Below are 19396 nucleotides of genomic sequence, written 5' to 3'. Positions count from 1 at the left end.
GATGGCCGTGCAAGCGCTCGATGCCGCAAGGGTTCCAATCGACTGGCAGAGATTAGCTCTGCCGGCCGTGCTGGTCGTCGTCGCCTATGGCCTGATCCCCGCCTACGCGTCGAGCTATCTCGTCGAGGCAATCCTGCTGCCGTTTCTGGCGCTCAGCCTGGCGGCGGTCGGCCTTAACCTGCTGACCGGCTATTGCGGCCAGCTTTCGCTTGGCTCTTCCGCCTTCATGGCGGTCGGCGCTTTCGCCGCCTACAATTTCAACCTGCGGGTCGACGGGCTGCCGCTGGCGGCGACCATGATCCTGGCCGGGATTTCGGCCGCCGGCATCGGCGTCGTGTTCGGCCTGCCCAGTCTCAGGCTGCGCGGCTTCTATCTCGCCGTGTCGACGCTCGCCGCCCAGTTCTTCGTGCAATGGGCGTTGACCAAGTTCGGCTGGTTCTCCAACTACAATCCGTCCGGCGTGATTTCGGCGCCGCATCTCATCGTCGCTGGGTTCCCGCTCGACGGCGCCACCGGCCGCTACCTGCTTTCGGTAACCACGGTCATCGTGCTCACCGCTCTCGTCTGGCGGCTGGTCAACAGCGCTACCGGCCGCAACTTCATTGCCGTGCGCGACAATGAAACGGCGGCGCGCGTCATCGGCGTGCCGGTGCTGCGAACCAAGCTGCTGGCCTTCGCCATCTCGTCCTTCATTATCGGCGTCGCCGGTGTGCTGTGGGCCTTCACCTATCTGCGCACCGTAGAGCCGGCCGGCTTCAACCTCGACCGCTCCTTCCAGATACTGTTCATCGTCATCATCGGCGGGCTGGCTTCGATGCGCGGTGCGTTTCTGGGCGCGGCCTTCATCGTCGTCTTCCCGCTTCTTCTGTCCCGCATCGGCGCCTTCGCGTTTGGCGGCCTGTTCGATTCGGGCGTGCTCGACATGAGCCAGCGCATCGTGCTCGGCGCCCTCATCATCATCTTCCTCATCGCGGAACCGAGCGGGCTGTCGGCCCTCTTCGACCGCCTGAAACGACGGATCGGCTCAAGGTCCAGCTGAGCGCCGCTCGACATCCTCTCACGGACCCACACCTCAGGAGACGCAACTCATGACCTTCTTCAGTCATCTCAAGAAAGCGGCGATCGCCACGGCCTTCGTGCTCGGCGCGACGGCTGTCCACGCCGACGAACAGTATTTCCCCCTGCAGAGCTATCGCGTCGGCCCCTATGCCGCCGGCGGCACCGGCTTCTTCGGCGGCTTCATCGACTACCTCAACCTGATCAACATCCGCGACGGTGGCGTCAACGGCGTCAAGCTGACCTGGAGCGAAGGCGAGACGCAATACGAGGTCGAGAAGGGCGTCGAGGTCTACGAACGATTGAAGAGCAATCCGGGTATCGCCGCCTGGAACCCGCTTTCGGTCGGCATCGCCTACGCCATGATCGACCGCATCACCGACGACAAGGTGCCGCTGATCACCATCAACCACGGTCGCACCGACACCACGGACGGGCGCGTGTTCCCTTACGTCTTCCCGCTGCTGCTCAATCCCTACAGCGAGACTTCCGGAATCGTGAACTACATTGCCTCCAAGGAAGGCAGCCTGGACAAGCTCAAAGGCAAGAAGATCGTGGTGCTCTATCACGGCTCGCCCTACGGCAAGGAGACGATCCCGATCTACGAGCTTCTGGCGCAGAAGTACGGCTTCGAACTGTCGCAGATCGAGGTTCCGCATCCGGGCAACGAGCAGCAGGCACAATGGCTGACGATCCGTCGCGAGCGTCCCGACTATGTGGTGCTGCGCGGCTGGGGCGTGATGAATCCGGTTGCGCTTAAGACCGCGCAGAAGACCGGCTTCCCGGCCGATCACATTGTCGGCAATGTCTGGTCGAATTCGGAAGAGGACGTCATCCCCGCGGGCGATGCCGCCAAGGGCTATACGGCCATCACCACCCAGGCCTCGGGTGAACAGTATCCGGTGGTCCAGGAGATCGTGAAAACGGTCTACAGCGACGGCAAAGGCAATCTCGAGGACAAAAGCCGCATCGGCTCGGTCTACCACAATCTCGGCATCGTCAATGGCATCCTCAATGTCGAGGCGGTCCGCATCGCACAGGCCAAGTTCGGCAACCGCACGCTGACCGGCGACGAAGTGCGCTGGGGCTTCGAGCATCTCAAGCTCGATCCGGCACGTGTCGAGGCGCTCGGCGCCAAGGACCTGTTCCACTCGATCAATGTCTCCTGGGACAATCACGAGGGTGACGGCTACGTGACCTTCCAGCAGTGGGACGGCAAAAAGTGGAACGTCGTGTCCGACTGGATCGCGCCCGACTGGAAGCTGCTGCGCCCGATCATCGAGAAGTCGTCCGAGGCCTACGCCAAGGAAAAGGGCATCAAGATCCGCACGGCCGAAGACGCCGAAGCGGTGGTCAGCAACTGAGTTTGAGTTTGCATGGCGCGGCCGACAAACTGGCCGGCCGCGCCATCCAGCTTCCCAGCGGAGTCATCGATGTCCAGCCCGGAAAACCCGATCCTGTCAGTCAGCAGCGTGGAAGCCGTCTACAACGGCGCCATCGCGGCCCTGCACGGCGTCGACCTGTCGGTCGGCAAAGGCGAGATCGTAGCCTTGCTCGGCTCCAACGGCGCCGGCAAGACGACGCTGCTGCGCGCGGTCTCCAATCTCCTCCCGGCCGAGCGCGGCACTGTTACCGCCGGTCGGATCATCTTCGATGGGGAGGATGTTTCAAGGACAAGCCCCTCGCAACTCGTCCGCAGCGGCCTCGTCCAGGTCCTCGAGGGCCGGCATTGCTTCCGCTCGCTGACCGTTGAAGAGAACCTCCTGACCGGCGCGCTCGGACGCTCGTCCTCTCGCACGGGCGTCAAGGCCGACCTCGATCGTGTCTATTCACTTTTCCCAAGGCTCGCCGAGAAGCGGCGAACCCGGTCCGGCCTCACTTCCGGGGGCGAGCAGCAGATGACGGCAATCGGCCGGGGCATGATGTCGCGGCCGAAACTCTTTGTTCTGGACGAGCCGTCGATGGGGCTCGCGCCGCTGATCGTCGACGAGATCTTTAGCGCCCTGCAACGGCTCAACCCCGACGAAGCCCTTTCGATCCTCGTTGCCGAACAGAATTCGGCGGTCGCACTGAAATACGCCGACCGCGCCACCGTGCTCGAGAACGGCGTCAGCGTCCTCGAAGGATCGGCTGCCGACCTGCGCCAGCGCGCCGATATCAAGACCTACTATCTCGGCGACTCGCCGCTTCCATCCGACCATTTCCCCAAGGAGACCGCAGCATGACCATCCAATCGAAGCAGCCGTCCGATATCCGCAGCGCCGTGCCACCGGTCGAGCGTCCGTCAGCCAAGGCGCATGTTATCAGGACCGACGCCGAGGCGATCGCTGTCGCCGAAAAACTGGCCGCCGAATTCGCCAAGGATGCCTCCAGGCGGGACCGTGAACGCCTCTGGCCGACGGAAGAGCTCGATGCGTTTTCGCAGAGCGGCCTGTGGTCGATCAACGTGCCGAAAGCCTATGGCGGGCCGGAGCTCTCCTATGTGACGCTGTCGAAAGTGATCACCATCATCTCGGCGGCCGATCCGTCGCTGGGCCAGATTCCGCAGAACCATCTCGGCGTCGTCGCCGCCATCCGCACCGTCTCCGACGAGGCCCAGAAGAAGCTGCTTTTCGCCGAGGTGTTGTCCGGCACGCGCTTCGGCAACGCGTTCTCCGAATTCGGCTCCAAGCGAGCGGCCGACTTCGAAACCAAGTTCGTCGACGCCGGTGACCATGTCGTCGTCAACGGCCAGAAATTCTATTCGAGCGGCGCGTTACTCGCGCATCTGGTGCCGATCGTGGCCCTCGATGACGAGGGGCGCGCCTGGTATGCCATCGCCGATCGCGGCGCGCCCGGACTGACGGTCATCGACGACTGGTCGAGCTTCGGCCAGAAGACGACGTTGTCCGGCACGGTCTTGCTCGACAATGTGAAGGTGCCGAAGACGCATCTGGTTCCCGGCTATAAGGGCTACGACAGGCCGACGGCCGACGGAGCCATCTTCCAGATCATCCAGGCCGCGGTCGATCTCGGCATCGCCAAGGCGGCGATCGACGAGACAGTCGATTTCGTGCGCACCAAGTCGCGCGCCTGGATAGACAGTGGCGTCGATCATGCCTGGCAGGATCCTTACACGATCCAGGCGATCGGCGACCTTCGTCTGCGCGCCAATGCGGCAGAGGCGGTTCTGGAAAAGGCCGGGCTTGCGGTCGATCGCGCCGTCGCCGACCCGAACGAGAAGACCGTCGCGGAAGCGCAGATCGCTGTGGCGGAATCCAAGATCCTCACCACCGAGATCGCCATCAATGCCACCAACAAGCTGTTCGAGCTCGCCGGCACACGCTCGACGCTGGCCGAGCACAATCTCGACCGGCATTGGCGCAACGCTCGCACCCATACGCTGCACGATCCGGTGCGCTGGAAATACGCGATCCTCGGCAACTACTACCTCAACGACGTCAATCCGCCGTTCCATGCCTGGAGCTGACCGCGGGCATCGTCAAGGCACAGAGGACCATTCATGAGCATTGCCACTCCCGACAGGATCAAGGTCCTGTGGTTTCTTCCGACCCATGGCGACAGTCGCTATCTCGGCACCTCCGAGGGGGGCAGGGCGGTCGACTTGCCCTACCTCACCCAGGTCGCCAAAGCTGCCGATGCCATCGGCTACTATGGCGCGCTGCTGCCGACCGGACGCAGTTGCGAGGACAGCTGGGTCGTGGCGTCGGCTCTGGCGCCGCTGACGCAGCGGCTTCGCTTTCTTGTCGCCGTCCGGCCGGGCCTGCAATCGCCGACGCTCGCCGCCCGCATGACCTCGACGCTCGACCGCATTTCCGGCGGGCGACTGCTGATCAATGTGGTCACCGGCGGCGACCCGGTCGAGAACAAGGGCGACGGCATCTTCCTCAGCCATGACGAGCGCTATGAGGTGACGCGGGAATTCCTCGACATCTACAAGGCCGTGCTGCGTGGCGAGACTGTTACCTTCGAAGGCAACCACTTCCGTATCGAGGATGGCCGGCTGCTGTTTCCGCCCGTGCAGACGCCACATCCGCCGCTCTATTTCGGCGGCTCGTCAGAGGCGGCCAACGCGGTCGCCGCCGAACAGATCGACAAATATCTGACCTGGGGCGAACCACCGGGAGATGTCGCCGCCAAGCTCGACCATGTGCGCGGCCTTGCCGAGAAGGCGGGACGAGCGGTGAGTTTTGGAATCCGATTGCATGTCATCGTCCGCGAAACCAATGACGAGGCATGGGCCGATGCCGACCGCTTGATCAGCCGCCTCGACGACAAGACGATAGCCGAGGCGCAGAAGGTTTTCGCGCGCATGGATTCCGTCGGCCAGTCGCGCATGAGTAGCCTGCATGGCGGTCGTCGCGACAAGCTCGAAATCAGTCCGAACCTGTGGGCGGGCGTCGGCCTGGTTCGCGGCGGCGCCGGCACCGCCCTGGTCGGCGATGCGGCCACGGTGGCGGAACGGATCGACGAATACCGGCGTATCGGCATCGATACCTTCATCCTCTCCGGTTATCCGCATCTGGAGGAGGCCTATCGCTTCGGCGAACTGGTGTTGCCGTTGTTGCCGCTCGATCATGAAATCTCGACGCGACCGACGGCCGTGAACATGGGACCTTTTGGCGAAACGGTGGCCGGCGATCATCGGCCATCGGCGCTCCGCGCGAGTCAGTCTTGAGCACCAGAGAATCGGGCAGGGGACCCGTCGTGGTCATCATCGGCGGCGGCTTCTCCGGTGCGGCGACTGCGTTTCATCTTGCGCGGCTTCTGCCCGCCGGAGCTGCCGATATCGTCGTCGTCGAGCCCCGAGAGGGGCTCGGCTATGGCCTGGCCTATTCGACGCCCGATCCTTCACACCGCATCAATGTGCCGGCGTCGAGGATGACGCTGATCTCCGGCCAGGACAGCCACTTTGTCGACTGGTTGGAGCAAACCGGCGCCATTGCGGACGATGCCGAGGCCATTGCCGCCAATGGGGCGCTCTACCCGCAGCGTCGCGTTTTCGGGCGCTACGTGCAATCCCATCTTCAGCCCTTTCTGTTCGGCAAAACGATCCGCCATGTCAGATCCGCGGTCGCGTCAGCCGAGCTCAGTGGCGAGGGCTACCACCTGATCCTCGCTGATGGAGGAACGCTCGCAGCGGACGCCCTGGTGATTGCGACGACGCATCCGCCACCGACTTTGCCATTGCCCCTGCAGTCCGTGGCTGGTGCAGCCGGGCTGGTAGCCAATCCCTATGATCTCGAAAGGCTGGAAGCGATAGGACGCTACCACCATGTGCTTGTCGTCGGCACTGGACTGACGTCGGCCGATGTCATCGCAACGCTCGACCGCAATGGCCATCGCGGTCGCATCACAGCACTTTCGCGCCATGGCTACCGATCGCGAGGCCATGCGGCTATGCATGCCGATCCGATCGGCGACTTCACCGGCCTGCCTTCACGCAGCGCCACCGTGCTGCTCAGGCGTATCCGGTCGACCATCGCAACCGCCGCGCAGCAGGGCGAAGGCTGGCACCCGGTGCTCGACGCAGTCCGGCGACAGGGGCAAATCATCTGGCAGGCCTTGCCGCTCGCTGAGCAACGCCGCGTCGTGCGCCATTTGCGCGCGCTGTGGGATGTGCATCGCTTCCGCATAGCGCCACAGATCGCGGCCCTGCTCGATCGCCGGCTTGCCGAAGGCACGCTCGCCTATCGCGCAGCATCGATTGCCGGCGCCGAGCGGGTCGACGGGCGCATTGGCGTCACGCTGCGGCCAAGGCGCCAACAGACCCAGACCACCGAGACGTTCAATAAAGTGGTCGTCACGACAGGGCCGGCGCATGCCGATATTTTCCGGACCAACGCGGCGATTGCGGCGCTCGCACGGATGGGATTGGTGCGGCTCGACCCGATTGGCCTTGGCCTGGAAACTGACAGCCAAGGCCGTGCAATCGGGACATCCGGGCGGCCGACTGGCAGCATTTTCGTCAGCGGGCCATTGGCGCGCGGCAGCGTTGGCGAACTGATGGGAATTCCCGAAGTCACCGCGCATGCCGAGCGCATCGCCGCCGAAATTCACCATTGGCTTGGATACGAGACGGCGTTGCGTCGCAAGGCGTCGTGAGCTGCAAGCGGTGAGGCTATCCAGATGACACTGACGGAACGCATTACGAAGGTGGAAGCGCATTCGAGTTGACAAATAGGCCACTGGTCGCGTGCCGCTCCTGGCGCTTTCTGCATTGTCGCCTGGTACGACGAGCTTTACGTTTGTGACGGCTGCGGCGGGTCAGCTTAAAACTCCGTCCAAATCCTCTCGACCTTTGAGGTGCCGATATCCACCAGACTTCGCCCCGGCTGTCCGCCTTGACGCCAGCCGCAATGATGACAGCGACCCGAGACGATCAGCCCGCGCGGCGGAGCTTCAGGTAAGTGGGTCGAGAAAAAATTGGGCGGGAATACGCCTACAACGAGGCTGCTGGCCTTGTGCCGCAGGAGGTAAAGAATCTGCCGCCGCAGCCCGGTGCGGGTCGTCGGACGTCGGATAATCTGAGAGCACCCTTAGGCGGCGAGCTTGGCTGCGCGTGCCTTCACTACTGTCGGCGTTTATCAACTCCAATCTGATCTCAGGGTGAGTGACGCGCTTGAAAATTTGCCCAATAAGCCTGCGTCCGGAATTTTGGCGATGATCCTCACCAAATGCGATGAGCTGCAATTTCTAGCTAGCAACGGCCGCCCTAGGGGCGGGCCTCCAGCACCAAGTTGAACGGCGTCTCCGCGGCGCGACGGAATCGCTTGAAGCCGCCGGCGGTCACCACCCTGCGCAACCTCGCCTCGCCGGCCTGGGCGCCAAGCCCAAGTCCGACTTCCTGCGACAGCGAAGCGGGCGTGCACACGAATGTGGAAGCGGCATAATAGACGCGTCCGACGGGATTGAGATTCGCCGCTAGATGGTCATGCGCCAACGGCTCGACGATCATCCAGGTGCCATCCGGCTTGAGCGACCCGCGGACATGGGCGGCGGCGCCCTCTGGATCGCCCATGTCGTGAAGGCAATCAAAGAAAGCGACGAGGTCATACGTGCCGCGATAGGTCTTGGCGGCCGCGACCTCGAAGCGCGTGTTGGCGCCAACGCCGGCTTCGTCGGCGGCCTTTCGGGCACGCTCGATCGAAGCGGAGTGATAATCGAAGCCGACGAAGCGCGAATTGGGGAAAGCACGCGCCATGAGCACGGTCGATGCGCCGTGACCGCATCCGACATCCCCGACCTCCGCGCCGCGTTCGAGCTTCTCGACTACGCCCTCCAGCGCCGGTAGCCAGGAGTCGATCAGATTGGCATTGTAACCTGGACGGAAGAACCGCTCCGTGCCGCGAAACAGACACGCGCTATGATCGTGCCACGCGACGCCCTTGCCGGACTGGAATGCCTGCCTCACTTTTTCTTCATCGAGCCACAGCGCGGACAGGAACTCGAATGCGCCAGCCATGAAGGCCGGGCTATCTTCATCGGCGAACACCGACTCCTGCTCGGCGTTTAGATAAAACTCGTCGTTGGATTCATCGTAGTTGACGTAGCCCGCCGCCGCTTGCCCGGAAAGCCATTCCCTTACAAGGCGTTCCTGGGTGCCGGTGCGTGTCGAAAGTTCGGCCGCCGTCGTCTTGCCGCCTTCACGCAATGCCTTGAACAGGCCGAGTCTGTCGCCCAGCAAGACCCCCGCGCCCGTAGCGATCGCACCGAGATCGCCGACCATTTTCCTCAAGAATGCGTCCAACTTTTCCTGACTGGCTTCAGACATCGGAATCTCCTTGTGGGCGCGATGTTGCCGACCTTGCACCCCACCCTATGGGCGACGATCGGCTCAGGTGATGGGGGATGACGACCACCTCCATGCCGTCGTCAGCAGGAAATCCGTTACTTTTTCTCGTCGGTAACAGCCGGAGCGGTCGTAGGGCAAGCGCGGTCGCAGCAGGTATCCTGGGCAGCCCGTAAGACATCGATGGCTCGGGTTGTGGTGACGGGCGATAAGCAAGTTCGCGGCGAAGTGATTTGTTCCGCGGCGGCTGTATGTTTTGGTGAGGTGATCATGCGATTTCTTGTTGGTCGGTCGTGCTTGCGGATGACGTGCATGTACTGTGCCGAATGAGAAAACGATTTAAACGCAATCCAGTAGATCTGACTTTGTATCCGACATTGTCGGAAATTGGACACCGCCGAACGCGAAGCGCTCGGGGCTTGTTACGATACTCGCGCGTGCTGCTTCGGAGGAGGATATAATGCGCCTCGAACCGGCCGCGAGGCCTTCCTGCCATTTAAGGCGCCAGATCAATTGAACGCCCATACCAGTCAGCCGTCCCGTCGCTTAGTCCAACACGTTTTTAGCTTAGCGTCGCGGTCCACCTCACCGCGCTGACGCCATTCACCTTCTGCGCGCCCCAAGCTAAACACGCTCTGCGATGATTAGGATACCGAATACACCTGGTCCCGGCCGGTCTTGCTGCCCGCGAAACTTGAGGCGTTCGTCGATCGGATAGAGGCTTCGATTCAGGAGACCTGCTTCGTAATGCGGCCATGATAGGCCGGTCCCTCACCGACTGCCGCGCGCTCGGAAGAGATCGTCAGCATCGCCGGCTGGTTGGTGGCGTATGATCGGAGGGCGACCGGTGTCCCTACCTTTCGGCGCGGCTCCAGCTTGCGAGCAGTCGCTCGAGATTCGAGAAACTACCCGTGTAGCCGCGCTGTTTGATACCGTGGAACAGCTTGCTCTAGCACTGGCTGAGAAACCCCTCGAAATGTAAGGTGACGTCGTGTTCAACGCCGTCCTGCGTCGGTCGGGTGGCGTGTCGAAAATCAGCCATTTAGGATGCTTCGCCAACCATAGCCGGTATGACCGGCGTCGGCACAGGACAAGCCCATCCTTCCGCAGGGCATGAACATTTCGAACACCATCTACCGCGATTGTCGATAGCGAGGCGCACCTGACGTCTGTGCCTTACCTCAATATGCGGACCATCCTGAAAACAGATTGACTTGCGACGAATGTTACCAAACGATTTGGCGGGGAAGAGCTGGCGTCATCCAGTCGCCAGGACCGACTTCTGCCGCCAGGCTATTACCGCCATCTGCACCGTCCGCAGGCTTTTGTTCGTGAACCGTGTCTGATCGACCGCGCATGAAAACGTGCGAACTTTCATGGTGGCGCACCACGAAACGCTATTGCAGAGCCAACAGAGCCCGGCCGGCGACGTCAGCAAGGGACTCTCCTATAAGACAAGCCGGGGTCCGGATTTCTCCCAGATCATCTACGATTTAAATCAAATTTGTCTGTGGATATTGACGATTGCGCGACCCTCACCTCGTAGATGGCCAGCGCGGGCGGCAACTGAGAGGGTCATATGACAAGCGATTTTTCCGCCGCGCGAGTGCATCTAGATCGAGCGTATCATTACCTCGGAGGCGATGACCCGATGAGCCGGAGGGGGCGCGAAGCCTTGGATTTGCTGATCGAGGCGGTTGCTGTCGAAGAGTTCAAGCAGCCGCGCCAAAACGCGGAGGTGCTAACGTTTCCGATTGAGCGCCGCTTCTGAGGCGATCTCCATTGTGGCAACCATCAACATGGTGTGCAAACACCCTCAGAACACTGCCCGTCCGGCTGGAGCCGAGCCTGTCCTCACAACCATCCGAATTGAGCTGCCGTTAGTGTAGGTTCCATCATCGATGTCGGCGGCAGCTATTCCGGAATGGCCGCCGCCCTGCAGTTCCGCCGCGCCCGGGCCAGGTTCTAGTGATCGACGCCGGGCTGCGGCGGACGCTTTTTGACAGTCATTCGCCTGCTTCCTGCCCCAGGACGACGTCGATCCGGCCAAAATCGCGAAGGGTCGCCTGAGCAGCTTTCGCGCTGCGAGACGCTCGCCTGGTACACGGAACGGCCGAACGGGTGAGCGGAGCCGCGACTCTTTCGGCTCCCGACTCGCCGAGGGGCTCTCGGCTGGGGGCCGTTGTAATGGACGCCCATGTTTGCAAGCTGCAAAGGCTGCAGAGAACTCTGCCCTGGAGCAGGCGGACCCTTCGCGGACTGTCCCGGCGCGGCGCTGCATTCCATAAGCTTTGTTCGTTGGTGGCGACACGCTGGTTGGCCTTGAGCCGCTCCAGTCGATATAAGCCGGATGCAGGTCGGCATGACTAACCGCCACTCGGCCATATTAATCACTTTGATCTCCGAGACGCCGCCGCCCGGCCGGGGCCGACCACGCGTTCGACCGTAGAAGAAGGCGCCGCCATATCTCGGCTATGCAGGACCTGGAGGGCCGTGCTGTTGCGGCGCCCACATGCGTTCGCTGCGGTTCCTGCGCAGTCGTCGCGGGAACAGGATGCCGTTGTCGAGTGTCACCTGCCGCTGACGACCCTCTCGCCGCTCGGTGTCACCCAGCACTCCCAGCGATAGCGCATCACCCCGGCCGACAAAACCAGATCGCGCACCGGGATCGTCTTGTATCCCTTGAAGCGTGAGCCCGCAGGAGCGCTCTCCGCAACCGTCACCTCGCGGCTCACGCGACCGCCGTCGCGCTTGGCGCCGCGACGGCGTCACTTTCCCTCCGGCTGCGTTGCCCATTCCGACGGCTTGGTCGGCTTGTCCGGAGGGCGATCCTTGAGGGTCTGGATCTCGGCGCGCAGCGCCTGGTTCTCGATCTCAAGGCTCTCGACCCGGCCTTGAAGACCGCGCACTAAGCGCGCTCGCCGCAAACCCCCTCCGCCGAAAAATCGGATCCGGTTACGGCTCTCGACGTGACCCAGAGAGCTGGGAGAAGCCTCTGCGAGACTACAAGTGTAACACCATATTGGTTTAGCAGATCAAGCTTCGCTGGTAACCTACATGGGGTAGAGAAACGACTTTGGAAGCTGAGCAATGGATCGCGATAGCAAACAGACACGTGCAGCTGGAAGTTTACCCCGCAACGGGTGGGAGGGCTGGCCGAGGAACGCCGTAACCACCTTGACCTTCCAGACGGGCCATTGACCAATGTTACAGAACGGTTAGTAACCGCTAACCCGCGCGATACAGCACGCGATCTTGAGAGCTTCAAACCCGCGGAGAGGACTGCTTGGCGCGAGCCCCCGAAAAAGCCTTTGTCGAAGGAACCATAATGTCCGCTTGCATTGCCCCGCAACCATTTAATCAGCGGAAGAGACTTGTGGTCGTCCGGGCCTTGAGCATAGCGGCGATAGGCTCGCTGCTATTCTCTCGCCCCGGTTGGGATGAAGCATCTAGTCTTCACGAGGTCGTCGAGATGATCGGTTTTTTTCTGATCCTCGTCTGCATATTCGGGAGGTTGTGGAGCATCCTCTATATCGGGGGGCGGAAGAACAGCGAGTTGGCAGTCAGCGGGCCGTACTCGATCACTCGCAATCCCCTATATCTGTTTTCGACGATCGGAGCATTCGGCATCGGCCTCATGTTCGGATCGCTCATCGTTGCATCCGCTCTGGGGGGGTGCACCTATGCGGTTTTCGGGATGACTGCCCGAAAGGAAGAGACGTTTCTTCGTGACAAATTTGGTTCGGAGTTCGAAGCATATGTGGCAAGGACGCCACGGTTCTGGCCCAAGCCGTGGCTGCATCAGGACAAGCATCAGCACACGTTCTCCACGAGCGCATTAAGAAGCACATTCTTCGATGCCCTCTATTTTCTGGCGATCTTTCCAGCCACCGAAGGCATGGAATACCTCCAGGTAGCTGGCTACCTGCCCACCTTTTTTTGGCTGTTCTGATCCTAAAGACGGAGCAATAAGCCGCCGCGAATAGCCCTCCTGTTTGCCTTTGTAGCGTACCAGAACCGCGCCTGTTGCGATCAAGGCAACCCCTGCCCAGTTCGACAATGACAAGTGTTCCTTGAGGAATGTCACTCCGAACACCGCCACAAGCACCAGGCTCAGTTGTCGACAGGGGCAACGCGTGCCGCGCCTCCCAAACTGGAGCGCGCGAAAGTAGCAGATCCACGATTCACCCCGTTGCCTCCACGGATTGTCCTGCGTCACGTAATCGTCCAGGCACTCGGGAAGCAGTGCCGCTTGCCGGCGATCCTCGCCCTCGACAAACCGCTTCAGCCTGACCCACCTCGCTGATCGGGAATCACGTTATCACATCAATCACGTTCCAAGACAGGCTGGACCCGTTCCGGCCATTGCCGTTGCGAGCCACGAACTTGATTGTTAAGGTCCTCACACCTCTTGGCGATCACCGGAGCAGACCTGGCATTCCTAAGACGTTGTGGCACGGTGGCTTTGTTAGGGCACCGGTATGGTGGGTGTGGTCCTGGACGGAGGCGCGCGTCGCTTCGGGTTTGGCAGGCGATGCACACCGGACCGGCCGAGTGCCCGCGTGCCGTTGTCAAGAACACTTGGAATGCGGCGTGAAATATCGCGCCAGTGCGAGGCATATTGATAGACGGCTACGGCATCTTCGACCGCGTTGTGGTCGACGGCCCTTTCAGGTTGCACCTCCTCACCCTTGATCTGGACGATTTGCTTCTTGGGCTCAAGGATCGTCGTGCGGCCATGCAGGATCATGGCCACCTTCTGGTAGTTGGAGATGTAGACCGGCCGCTCCGGTTCGTCCGCTTCGATCAGGTCGTCGCCGAAAAAGCGGCTGCGATAGCTAGCCTGCAGCAGGGCAAGCAGCGACGGCGCAATATCCACCTGGCTCGCCAGCCGGTTGATCCGGCGGGGCTCGACAAAGCCCTGCGACCAGATGATGCACGGTATGTGGTATTTGTTCATGTCGAGCTCCACCTTGCCTGCGACGCTCGCCGTATGATCGGCGACAAAGACAAAAACGGTATCCCTGAACCACGGTTTCGCCGATGCCTTCTTGACCAGTTCCCCGATCGCGTAGTCGGAATATTTGACCGCCCCGTCGCGCCCGCCCGGCGATGGGATGTCTATGGCGCCAGCTGGATAGGTAAAGGGCCGGTGGTTTGACGTGTTCATGACGAAGCTGAAGAAGTTCTTGCCGGCTTTCGCCGAGGCGTCGGCTTGGCGGATCACCTCGTCATAGAGATCCTCATCGCTAACGCCCCACGCATTGGCGAAATGCACATTGCCTGCCGCCATCGTAGCGCGGTCGACGATACCGAAGCCATTACCGGAAAAGAACGCGTTCATGTTGTCGAAATAGCCGTAGCCGCCATAGAGGAAGCGCGTATCGTAGCCCGAATCCTGGAACACCGAGCCAATGGTGAAGAGATTGTCGTTGCCGGGGCGACGCAGGATCGATTGCCCCGGGGTCGGCCGGACTGAAAGCGCGATCGCTTCAAGCCCGCGCACGGTGCGCGTGCCGGTCGCCCGCATTTCCGTGAAAAGCAGGCCTTCAGACGCCAGCCGGTCAAGGTTCGGTGTCAGTCTTTTCGGATTGCCGAATGTGCCCATGAACTCCGCACTCATGCTTTCCATGCCGACCAGGATGACGTTCTTGCGCAGCATCGGCCCCTCGGCTCGAATGTCACGCGTGATGTCGTTTAAATCGGTGCTTTCGAACGGCTCGTGATCTTCCGCTAAAAGGTCGCGTGTCCGTTCGGCCGCCTGTTTCTCGGGTATGGTCCGATAGAAATTCGCGAAATCGATCTCATTCGAGAAGAAGGCGCTAACCAAACCATAGAGTCCGTTGCCCCCGAGTTCGCGGGCGATCGCGCTCGGCATCGGCCGTGTGATCGAATCGGGCGTCACCAACACGCCGGCGGCGGCCATCCCCGTTATCGTCGCAAAGACCGCCAGCCGCTTCATGAACGGCGGATGCGGCGCGAAGCCTGCCTTCACCTGGCGGCGGAGCAGATAGGCCCCGCCGACCGCCAACAGGCCGATGCCGGCAAGCAGCGGCACGACCGGATAGCTCTCCATAATGTTCTGGATCACTTCCTGCGTGTACACGAGGTAGTCGACCGCGATGAAATTGAAGCGCGTCGTGAATTCGTCCCAGAAGAAATACTCGCTGACTCCCTGCACGACCATCAGAAACAGGAAGATTGCGAAGCCCGAGAGCCCAACTGCGCGGTCAAACCGCTTTCCGGCCCACGAAACTGGCAGGAGCAGCGGGAAGAGGAGAAAGACCACGAGGATTGGAAGCAGCGTGACGATATCGAACCAGAAGCCAGTGAAGAAAGGAACCAGCCAGTCGGCCGGATGGAAAGACAGGTCTTTGGCCGAAACCAGCGACAGCGCCAGCCTGACCAGGAACTGAGTCAACAGGAAAAGCAGGATGAATGGCTTCAGCCGACGAAAGAACGCACCGACCGATTGAGCAAAAGTCATAGCAAGCCTCCGAAGCAGCTGGATGTCTGGGCAATTATGCCTCGTTTTCAATTTTGGCAACCGTCGGGACGAGATCGATCGCATGGTCTGCGATGCCGATCCCCCGATTCGGCCCGCGCGAGTCCGAAACTTCATCGACGGTGGTGGTGGCGAGACAATGTGAAAGGTTCGCGGCGAAGGTGATTGTTCCTCACTTTGAAGGCGCTGCATCCCCGTCTCCCCTGTGGGAGAAGGTGGATGGGCACGAAACGCCGAGCCGAATGAGCGACCGTCCTCATGTTGCCGGGCCTCACTCGAGCATCACCCGAGGATGCAGCCGGGAGACCCGCGGCGGCGGCAGCTTTCGGCGAGATCATGGAACGATTTCTCAATAGTCCGTGACGTGTCTGCAGAGCGAGCCTAGGCGGCGACGCATGCGAGGCTGGCGCGGGGCTGGTCAAGAGGGCATTGTCGACATTCAGGGCAGCGGAACCGGCTCGGCTCGGCAGAGAAGCGAACTGGGCCTCTTGACACATGATCGCCTTTGGGGGGGCGGAGAGATGACCGCCTTGCGGAGATTTGAGAGGCCGGTTGTTGTCCGGGTTGGCCGCCACAGCACCGAGCGTATCGTGTTCGACGTCAATGAGGCGGCCAATATCCTGCTGCGTGATCTACATCGTCAGACCGAGAGACGGAGGGTGGCGATGGACGCCTGTCTGCAGGTATTGCGTGGTGAGGCTCATCCACCAGCTGCTCGAAGAGCTTTTGTGGCAGCCGCGCTCGAACCAAAGATCCTGCGCAGCGATTAAATGCTGGGACGATGGCACAAGGATTTGTTCATCTTCGCGTCGGGACAGCTCTCGCGCAAACGATGGGCACGGTGTGGTTCACCCTGTTGCCGTGTTCCTTCAGGACTGGGCGCTTGTTTTCATGGACAGGCGAGCGCGCCCCAATTGGTTTCGCTACCGAGCGAAAGTGCAGGGACAAAATCCGGTTGATGAGTTCATCCCGCCAATGCTGATCTTGATAATCTTCGTCCGCGCATCTGGCCGTTACTGAGCAAAAATCCAATGCTCACGCGAATTCTTTCACCAGAATGATCAGCGGTAAGCGAGAACGTTCCGCCATGCCAGGAGGAATTCGATACTATCCATTTGCGGTAGAAGTATCTCCGCGCCCAGCTCTGACGCGATTTGAAAAGCACCAGCCGTTGGCGGCGACCGCACGAACCGGTGCGCGCAATAATATTCCCACTGGCCGCGAACATTCGGATTTGTTTGACTTTCAAATCCGTGGCTTCGGCGGCATTGCGGACAGCGCAGACTTCCACTCGTTCCAAGGCTTAGCATGAGGTTTCGCCTCTTCGTCCCAATCCTCGCCGGTGCGACGCTACGCGAGCGGCTGCTCGCCTGCATCGGCGCCACTATTAGCATCGCGCTGACCGGCGTGATCAGCGGGCTCGCCATGGGCGGCGGCCCGCATGTGGCGCTGCTGGTGGCCCCGATGGGCGCCTCCGCCGTGCTGCTCTTCGCCGTGCCGTCGAGCCCGCTTGCGCAGCCCTGGTCGATTATCGGCGGCAATTCGATCTCTGCACTGGTCGGCGTGACAGTGGCGCATTTCGTGCCCGATCCGGTGATCGCGTCGGGCCTCGCTGTGGCGCTGGCGATCGCCACTATGTCGTTCACGCGCTGCTTGCATCCGCCGGGCGGTGCCGCGGCGCTGACTGCCGTGCTCGGCGGACCGGCCGTGGTCAGCGCCGGCTTCCTGTTCCCCGTCGTGCCGGTGGCGCTGAATTCGGCCGTACTGGTGGCGCTCGGCTTTATTTTCCACCTTCTGTCACGGCGCAACTATCCGCATTTCCATGCACCCGCCGTCAACAGCCACGGCACCGCCGATCCGCCGGCGGCAAAGCGCGTCGGCTTCCGACCCGAGGATGTCGATGCGGCGCTCGCCGCTTTGGATGAAACCTTCGACATTGGCCGCGACGACCTCGAAAGGCTGCTGCACCAGGTCGAGTTGCAGGCGATGGTGCGCTCGCACCGAACGCTGCTTTGCCGGGACATCATGTCCTGCGACGTGATCTCGGTGCCGGAAAGTGCCACCGCCGCCGAGGCGCGAAAGCAGCTTCTCGACCACAACATCCGCGCCTTGCCGGTGGTCGATGCCGAGGCAAAGCTGGTCGGCGCCGTCGGTCTGCGCGAGCTGACGCGAGCGACCGATACGGTCAAGGGCGTGACGTCGAAGACGGGCACCGCCTCGCCCGACACACCGGCGATAAGTCTCCTTCCTGTACTTACCGACGGTCGGAGCCATGCCGTCGTCATCGTCGATGCCGAGCAGCGCATCCTCGGCCTGATCACCCAGACCGACCTGCTGGCGGCGGCGGCGCGCCTGCAAACGGCAGACGAGCCGCCGCTCAAAGCAGTGGCATAGCGGCCATCCAAACATCGCAGGTTCAGGAACTTTTTGCCGACAGGCACATCCAATCCACTGGCGAACCCTGTTTGTAGAGATCGGGTCGCGATGAGAAAACCCGCAATTCCTACCGTCGCGCTTACAACGGCCGATGACGCCATGGCCGTTGAAATGGCGCTGGTGCGCGGCGCTTTTGAGGGTTTGCGCAGATCGTCGTCCCAGAAGGAGAAGAACCGGCAGCGAACGTGCTGCGGGCCAGCGACGTCGTGTTCGCCAGCGCCTGTTACCCGCGCACTCTCTAAATGCTCGACAAGGAGGGCTACAAGGTTGTGCTGTTGAATACGGCCGAGACGGATCCCGCACCTTGGCCGTGCGTGTCTTCCGGCCTCGATCATCGGTTTCTTCGACCGGGCATCTCCCGCCACATCTTGAGCAGATGCAGCACGCGCCGATCAACGATCCGGCGCGCCACCGACCTTAATAGCTCGGCATGGGGAATACTTCCGAAGTAAGATCGACGCGGGGCATGCGAAGATGCTCGACGCCGGGCTCTTGCCGGAGGCCGACCATAGTCTTGGGCGCTGGCTCGCGGACGCGGTGCTGGCTCAAAAATTCGCTGGCCAGTCCCGTAGCGTCCTTCGGCGCACATCTTTTTGCCACCAGGCTAGCGGCCGCAAGGGAACGTAGCTGTTTGGTGCGCTCGGATTTGCCAACAATCAGTCGGCGCCTTCTTCCTGGTGCGACCTCTCTCTGACCGGGACGTCAGACTACGGCGCCAACAAAAGGCTGATCTTGGTCAATCTCATACGCGCCAATCGCCGCGCCGGATTGTGGAACCTCTCGCGGGTGGTTTCTACGACAAACACCAGGGTCATCAGATCAAGCAGGAAGTCATCGATAGCTTGGGCGAGTGTTTCTGACCTACCATCGAACTGATCCAGCAAAACGCGCGCCTTATCGATCGCATCCACGCTGGCCTCATCGATCAACGTCTCGATCCTCTGGAGACAATGCAATTTCGAAACTCCCTCAAAGCGCTTGCCAGTGTAGTTTTGCAACGAAGGTGGGCGATTTGGATTTACCCCGACAATGGCGGTGAGGATGGTTTCTCCACATTTCCGCTGTCGAACGCGCGGGGAGGGGCCCTGGTGATCGTCGCATCAGAAAAGCCGGGGATTTCGGCTGGCGATGTCCAGGTTCGGATCGCGCGTTCAGCTTCCTCGTCGACCAGCGTTTCGCCCCGACGGGCTGCACCGCAAGATTGACGCAAAGGGGAGGGGGAAGACGCCTCTTGCCAGTCATCGCCAAGAAAAAACCGCCGGCAGGGAACCGGCGGGCGAGGCAGGAGGAAACTTTTCGGGCCTGGAATATCAGGCGGCTAGGGTCGTTTTGGGCTCCGCCATTTCGTAGCCGAGCGCTTCGGCGACGGCGCGGTTGGTGATCTTGCCCTTGTGGACGTTGAGGCCGTTGCGCAAATGATGATCGTCGAGGATCGCCTTCAGGCCCTTGTCGGCGAGCTGCAGACCGTAATGCAGCGTCGCGTTGTTCAACGCCTGGGCCGAGGTGACCGGCACCGCGCCCGGCATGTTAGCGACGCAATAGTGAACGACGCCGTCGACCTCATAGGTCGGGTCGGCATGAGTTGTGGCGTGCGAGGTCTCGAAGCA

15 protein-coding genes and 3 pseudogenes are annotated in these 19396 nt (G+C 61.5%); 11 read left to right on the top strand and 7 right to left on the bottom strand.

Features of this window, described 5'->3' with window-relative positions:
* Window position 1: 1 nt before the first annotated feature.
* The 6 genes from AC0L16_RS22470 (at window position 2) to AC0L16_RS22445 (ending at window position 7161) form a co-directional block, all read left to right on the top strand.
* The gene (locus tag AC0L16_RS22470) at window positions 2-1039 is read left to right on the top strand and encodes a branched-chain amino acid ABC transporter permease (RefSeq protein WP_473623343.1); all 1038 of its coding nucleotides are present in this window, start codon (window positions 2-4) and stop codon (window positions 1037-1039) included.
* 49 nt (window positions 1040-1088) lie between these two features.
* A complete protein-coding gene (locus tag AC0L16_RS22465) occupies window positions 1089-2420 on the top strand; it encodes an ABC transporter substrate-binding protein (RefSeq protein WP_473623341.1) in 1332 nt (443 codons plus the stop codon).
* Between the two features lie 69 nt (window positions 2421-2489).
* Window positions 2490-3281, top strand: a complete 792-nt coding sequence (locus AC0L16_RS22460; protein ID WP_473623339.1) for an ABC transporter ATP-binding protein — start codon at window positions 2490-2492, stop codon at window positions 3279-3281.
* Window positions 3278-4525 carry an SfnB family sulfur acquisition oxidoreductase gene (locus tag AC0L16_RS22455; protein WP_473623337.1) on the top strand — a complete coding sequence of 416 codons (1248 nt, stop codon included), beginning with the start codon at window positions 3278-3280 and terminating at the stop codon, window positions 4523-4525. Before AC0L16_RS22460 ends, AC0L16_RS22455 begins: the two co-directional genes overlap by 4 nt.
* A gap of 33 nt (window positions 4526-4558) precedes the next feature.
* A complete protein-coding gene (ssuD, locus tag AC0L16_RS22450; protein ID WP_473623335.1) occupies window positions 4559-5734 on the top strand; it encodes an FMNH2-dependent alkanesulfonate monooxygenase in 1176 nt (391 codons plus the stop codon).
* Window positions 5731-7161, top strand: a complete 1431-nt coding sequence (locus tag AC0L16_RS22445) for an FAD/NAD(P)-binding protein (RefSeq protein WP_473623333.1) — start codon at window positions 5731-5733, stop codon at window positions 7159-7161. Before ssuD ends, AC0L16_RS22445 begins: the two co-directional genes overlap by 4 nt.
* A gap of 610 nt (window positions 7162-7771) precedes the next feature.
* Here AC0L16_RS22445 and AC0L16_RS22440 read toward each other — a convergent pair.
* Window positions 7772-8830 (bottom strand): class I SAM-dependent methyltransferase, encoded by a 1059-nt coding sequence (locus AC0L16_RS22440; RefSeq protein ID WP_473498285.1) that lies wholly within the window; start codon window positions 8828-8830, stop codon window positions 7772-7774.
* Window positions 8831-10427: 1597 nt separating this feature from the next.
* On the opposite strand from AC0L16_RS22440, the gene AC0L16_RS22435 reads away from it, so the two are divergent.
* A complete protein-coding gene (locus tag AC0L16_RS22435; protein WP_473498287.1) occupies window positions 10428-10619 on the top strand; it encodes a hypothetical protein in 192 nt (63 codons plus the stop codon).
* A gap of 799 nt (window positions 10620-11418) precedes the next feature.
* On the opposite strand, the gene AC0L16_RS22430 is transcribed toward AC0L16_RS22435, so the two are convergent.
* Together AC0L16_RS22430 and AC0L16_RS22425 are read right to left on the bottom strand one after the other, a co-directional pair.
* Window positions 11419-11583 (bottom strand): hypothetical protein, encoded by a 165-nt coding sequence (locus AC0L16_RS22430; protein ID WP_473498289.1) that lies wholly within the window; start codon window positions 11581-11583, stop codon window positions 11419-11421.
* 33 nt (window positions 11584-11616) lie between these two features.
* Complete coding sequence (locus tag AC0L16_RS22425) at window positions 11617-11757, bottom strand: hypothetical protein (RefSeq protein WP_473489900.1); 141 nt, start codon at window positions 11755-11757, stop codon at window positions 11617-11619.
* 563 nt (window positions 11758-12320) lie between these two features.
* Here AC0L16_RS22425 and AC0L16_RS22420 point away from each other — a divergent pair.
* Entirely contained in the window at window positions 12321-12800 is a 480-nt protein-coding gene (locus tag AC0L16_RS22420) for a methyltransferase family protein (protein WP_473623415.1), read from the top strand.
* A gap of 45 nt (window positions 12801-12845) precedes the next feature.
* On the opposite strand, the pseudogene AC0L16_RS22415 reads toward AC0L16_RS22420, so the two are convergent.
* Window positions 12846-13037 (bottom strand): annotated as a pseudogene (locus AC0L16_RS22415) (EamA family transporter); the annotation flags it as partial.
* A 279-nt stretch (window positions 13038-13316) separates the two neighbouring features.
* Entirely contained in the window at window positions 13317-15335 is a 2019-nt protein-coding gene (locus AC0L16_RS22410; RefSeq protein WP_473623331.1) for an LTA synthase family protein, read from the bottom strand.
* A 539-nt stretch (window positions 15336-15874) separates the two neighbouring features.
* Here AC0L16_RS22410 and AC0L16_RS22405 point away from each other — a divergent pair.
* The 3 genes and pseudogenes from AC0L16_RS22405 to AC0L16_RS22395 all read left to right on the top strand — a co-directional run.
* Entirely contained in the window at window positions 15875-16123 is a 249-nt protein-coding gene (locus AC0L16_RS22405; protein WP_127209495.1) for a DUF982 domain-containing protein, read from the top strand.
* Window positions 16124-16661: 538 nt separating this feature from the next.
* Window positions 16662-17747: an HPP family protein gene (locus tag AC0L16_RS22400; protein WP_473623329.1), complete on the top strand. Its 1086-nt coding sequence runs from the start codon at window positions 16662-16664 to the stop codon at window positions 17745-17747.
* Between the two features lie 182 nt (window positions 17748-17929).
* A pseudogene (locus AC0L16_RS22395) lies at window positions 17930-18028 on the top strand (dimethylarginine dimethylaminohydrolase); the annotation flags it as partial.
* Window positions 18029-18496: 468 nt separating this feature from the next.
* On the opposite strand, the gene AC0L16_RS22390 reads toward AC0L16_RS22395, so the two are convergent.
* Window positions 18497-18718, bottom strand: coding sequence for a hypothetical protein (locus AC0L16_RS22390; RefSeq protein WP_245485680.1), 222 nt, complete (start codon window positions 18716-18718; stop codon window positions 18497-18499).
* 381 nt (window positions 18719-19099) lie between these two features.
* Window positions 19100-19396 (bottom strand): annotated as a pseudogene (locus tag AC0L16_RS22385) (alanine dehydrogenase); the annotation flags it as partial.

The organism is Mesorhizobium sp. WSM4848 (genome assembly GCF_055811375.1).
This window is presented reverse-complemented; position numbering and strand designations above follow the sequence as displayed.

Bases quoted from the DNA above. Each gene is read 5' to 3' on its own strand.
- AC0L16_RS22470 (WP_473623343.1), top strand. From the start codon at position 2: ATGGCCGTGCAAGCGCTCGATGCCGCAAGGGTTCCAATCGACTGGCAG.
- AC0L16_RS22465 (WP_473623341.1), top strand. From the start codon at position 1,089: ATGACCTTCTTCAGTCATCTCAAGAAAGCGGCGATCGCCACGGCCTTC.
- AC0L16_RS22460 (WP_473623339.1), top strand. From the start codon at position 2,490: ATGTCCAGCCCGGAAAACCCGATCCTGTCAGTCAGCAGCGTGGAAGCC.
- AC0L16_RS22455 (WP_473623337.1), top strand. From the start codon at position 3,278: ATGACCATCCAATCGAAGCAGCCGTCCGATATCCGCAGCGCCGTGCCA.
- ssuD (WP_473623335.1), top strand. From the start codon at position 4,559: ATGAGCATTGCCACTCCCGACAGGATCAAGGTCCTGTGGTTTCTTCCG.
- AC0L16_RS22440 (WP_473498285.1), bottom strand. From the start codon at position 8,830: ATGTCTGAAGCCAGTCAGGAAAAGTTGGACGCATTCTTGAGGAAAATG.
- AC0L16_RS22435 (WP_473498287.1), top strand. From the start codon at position 10,428: ATGACAAGCGATTTTTCCGCCGCGCGAGTGCATCTAGATCGAGCGTAT.
- AC0L16_RS22420 (WP_473623415.1), top strand. From the start codon at position 12,321: ATGATCGGTTTTTTTCTGATCCTCGTCTGCATATTCGGGAGGTTGTGG.
- AC0L16_RS22410 (WP_473623331.1), bottom strand. From the start codon at position 15,335: ATGACTTTTGCTCAATCGGTCGGTGCGTTCTTTCGTCGGCTGAAGCCA.
- AC0L16_RS22405 (WP_127209495.1), top strand. From the start codon at position 15,875: ATGACCGCCTTGCGGAGATTTGAGAGGCCGGTTGTTGTCCGGGTTGGC.
- AC0L16_RS22400 (WP_473623329.1), top strand. From the start codon at position 16,662: ATGAGGTTTCGCCTCTTCGTCCCAATCCTCGCCGGTGCGACGCTACGC.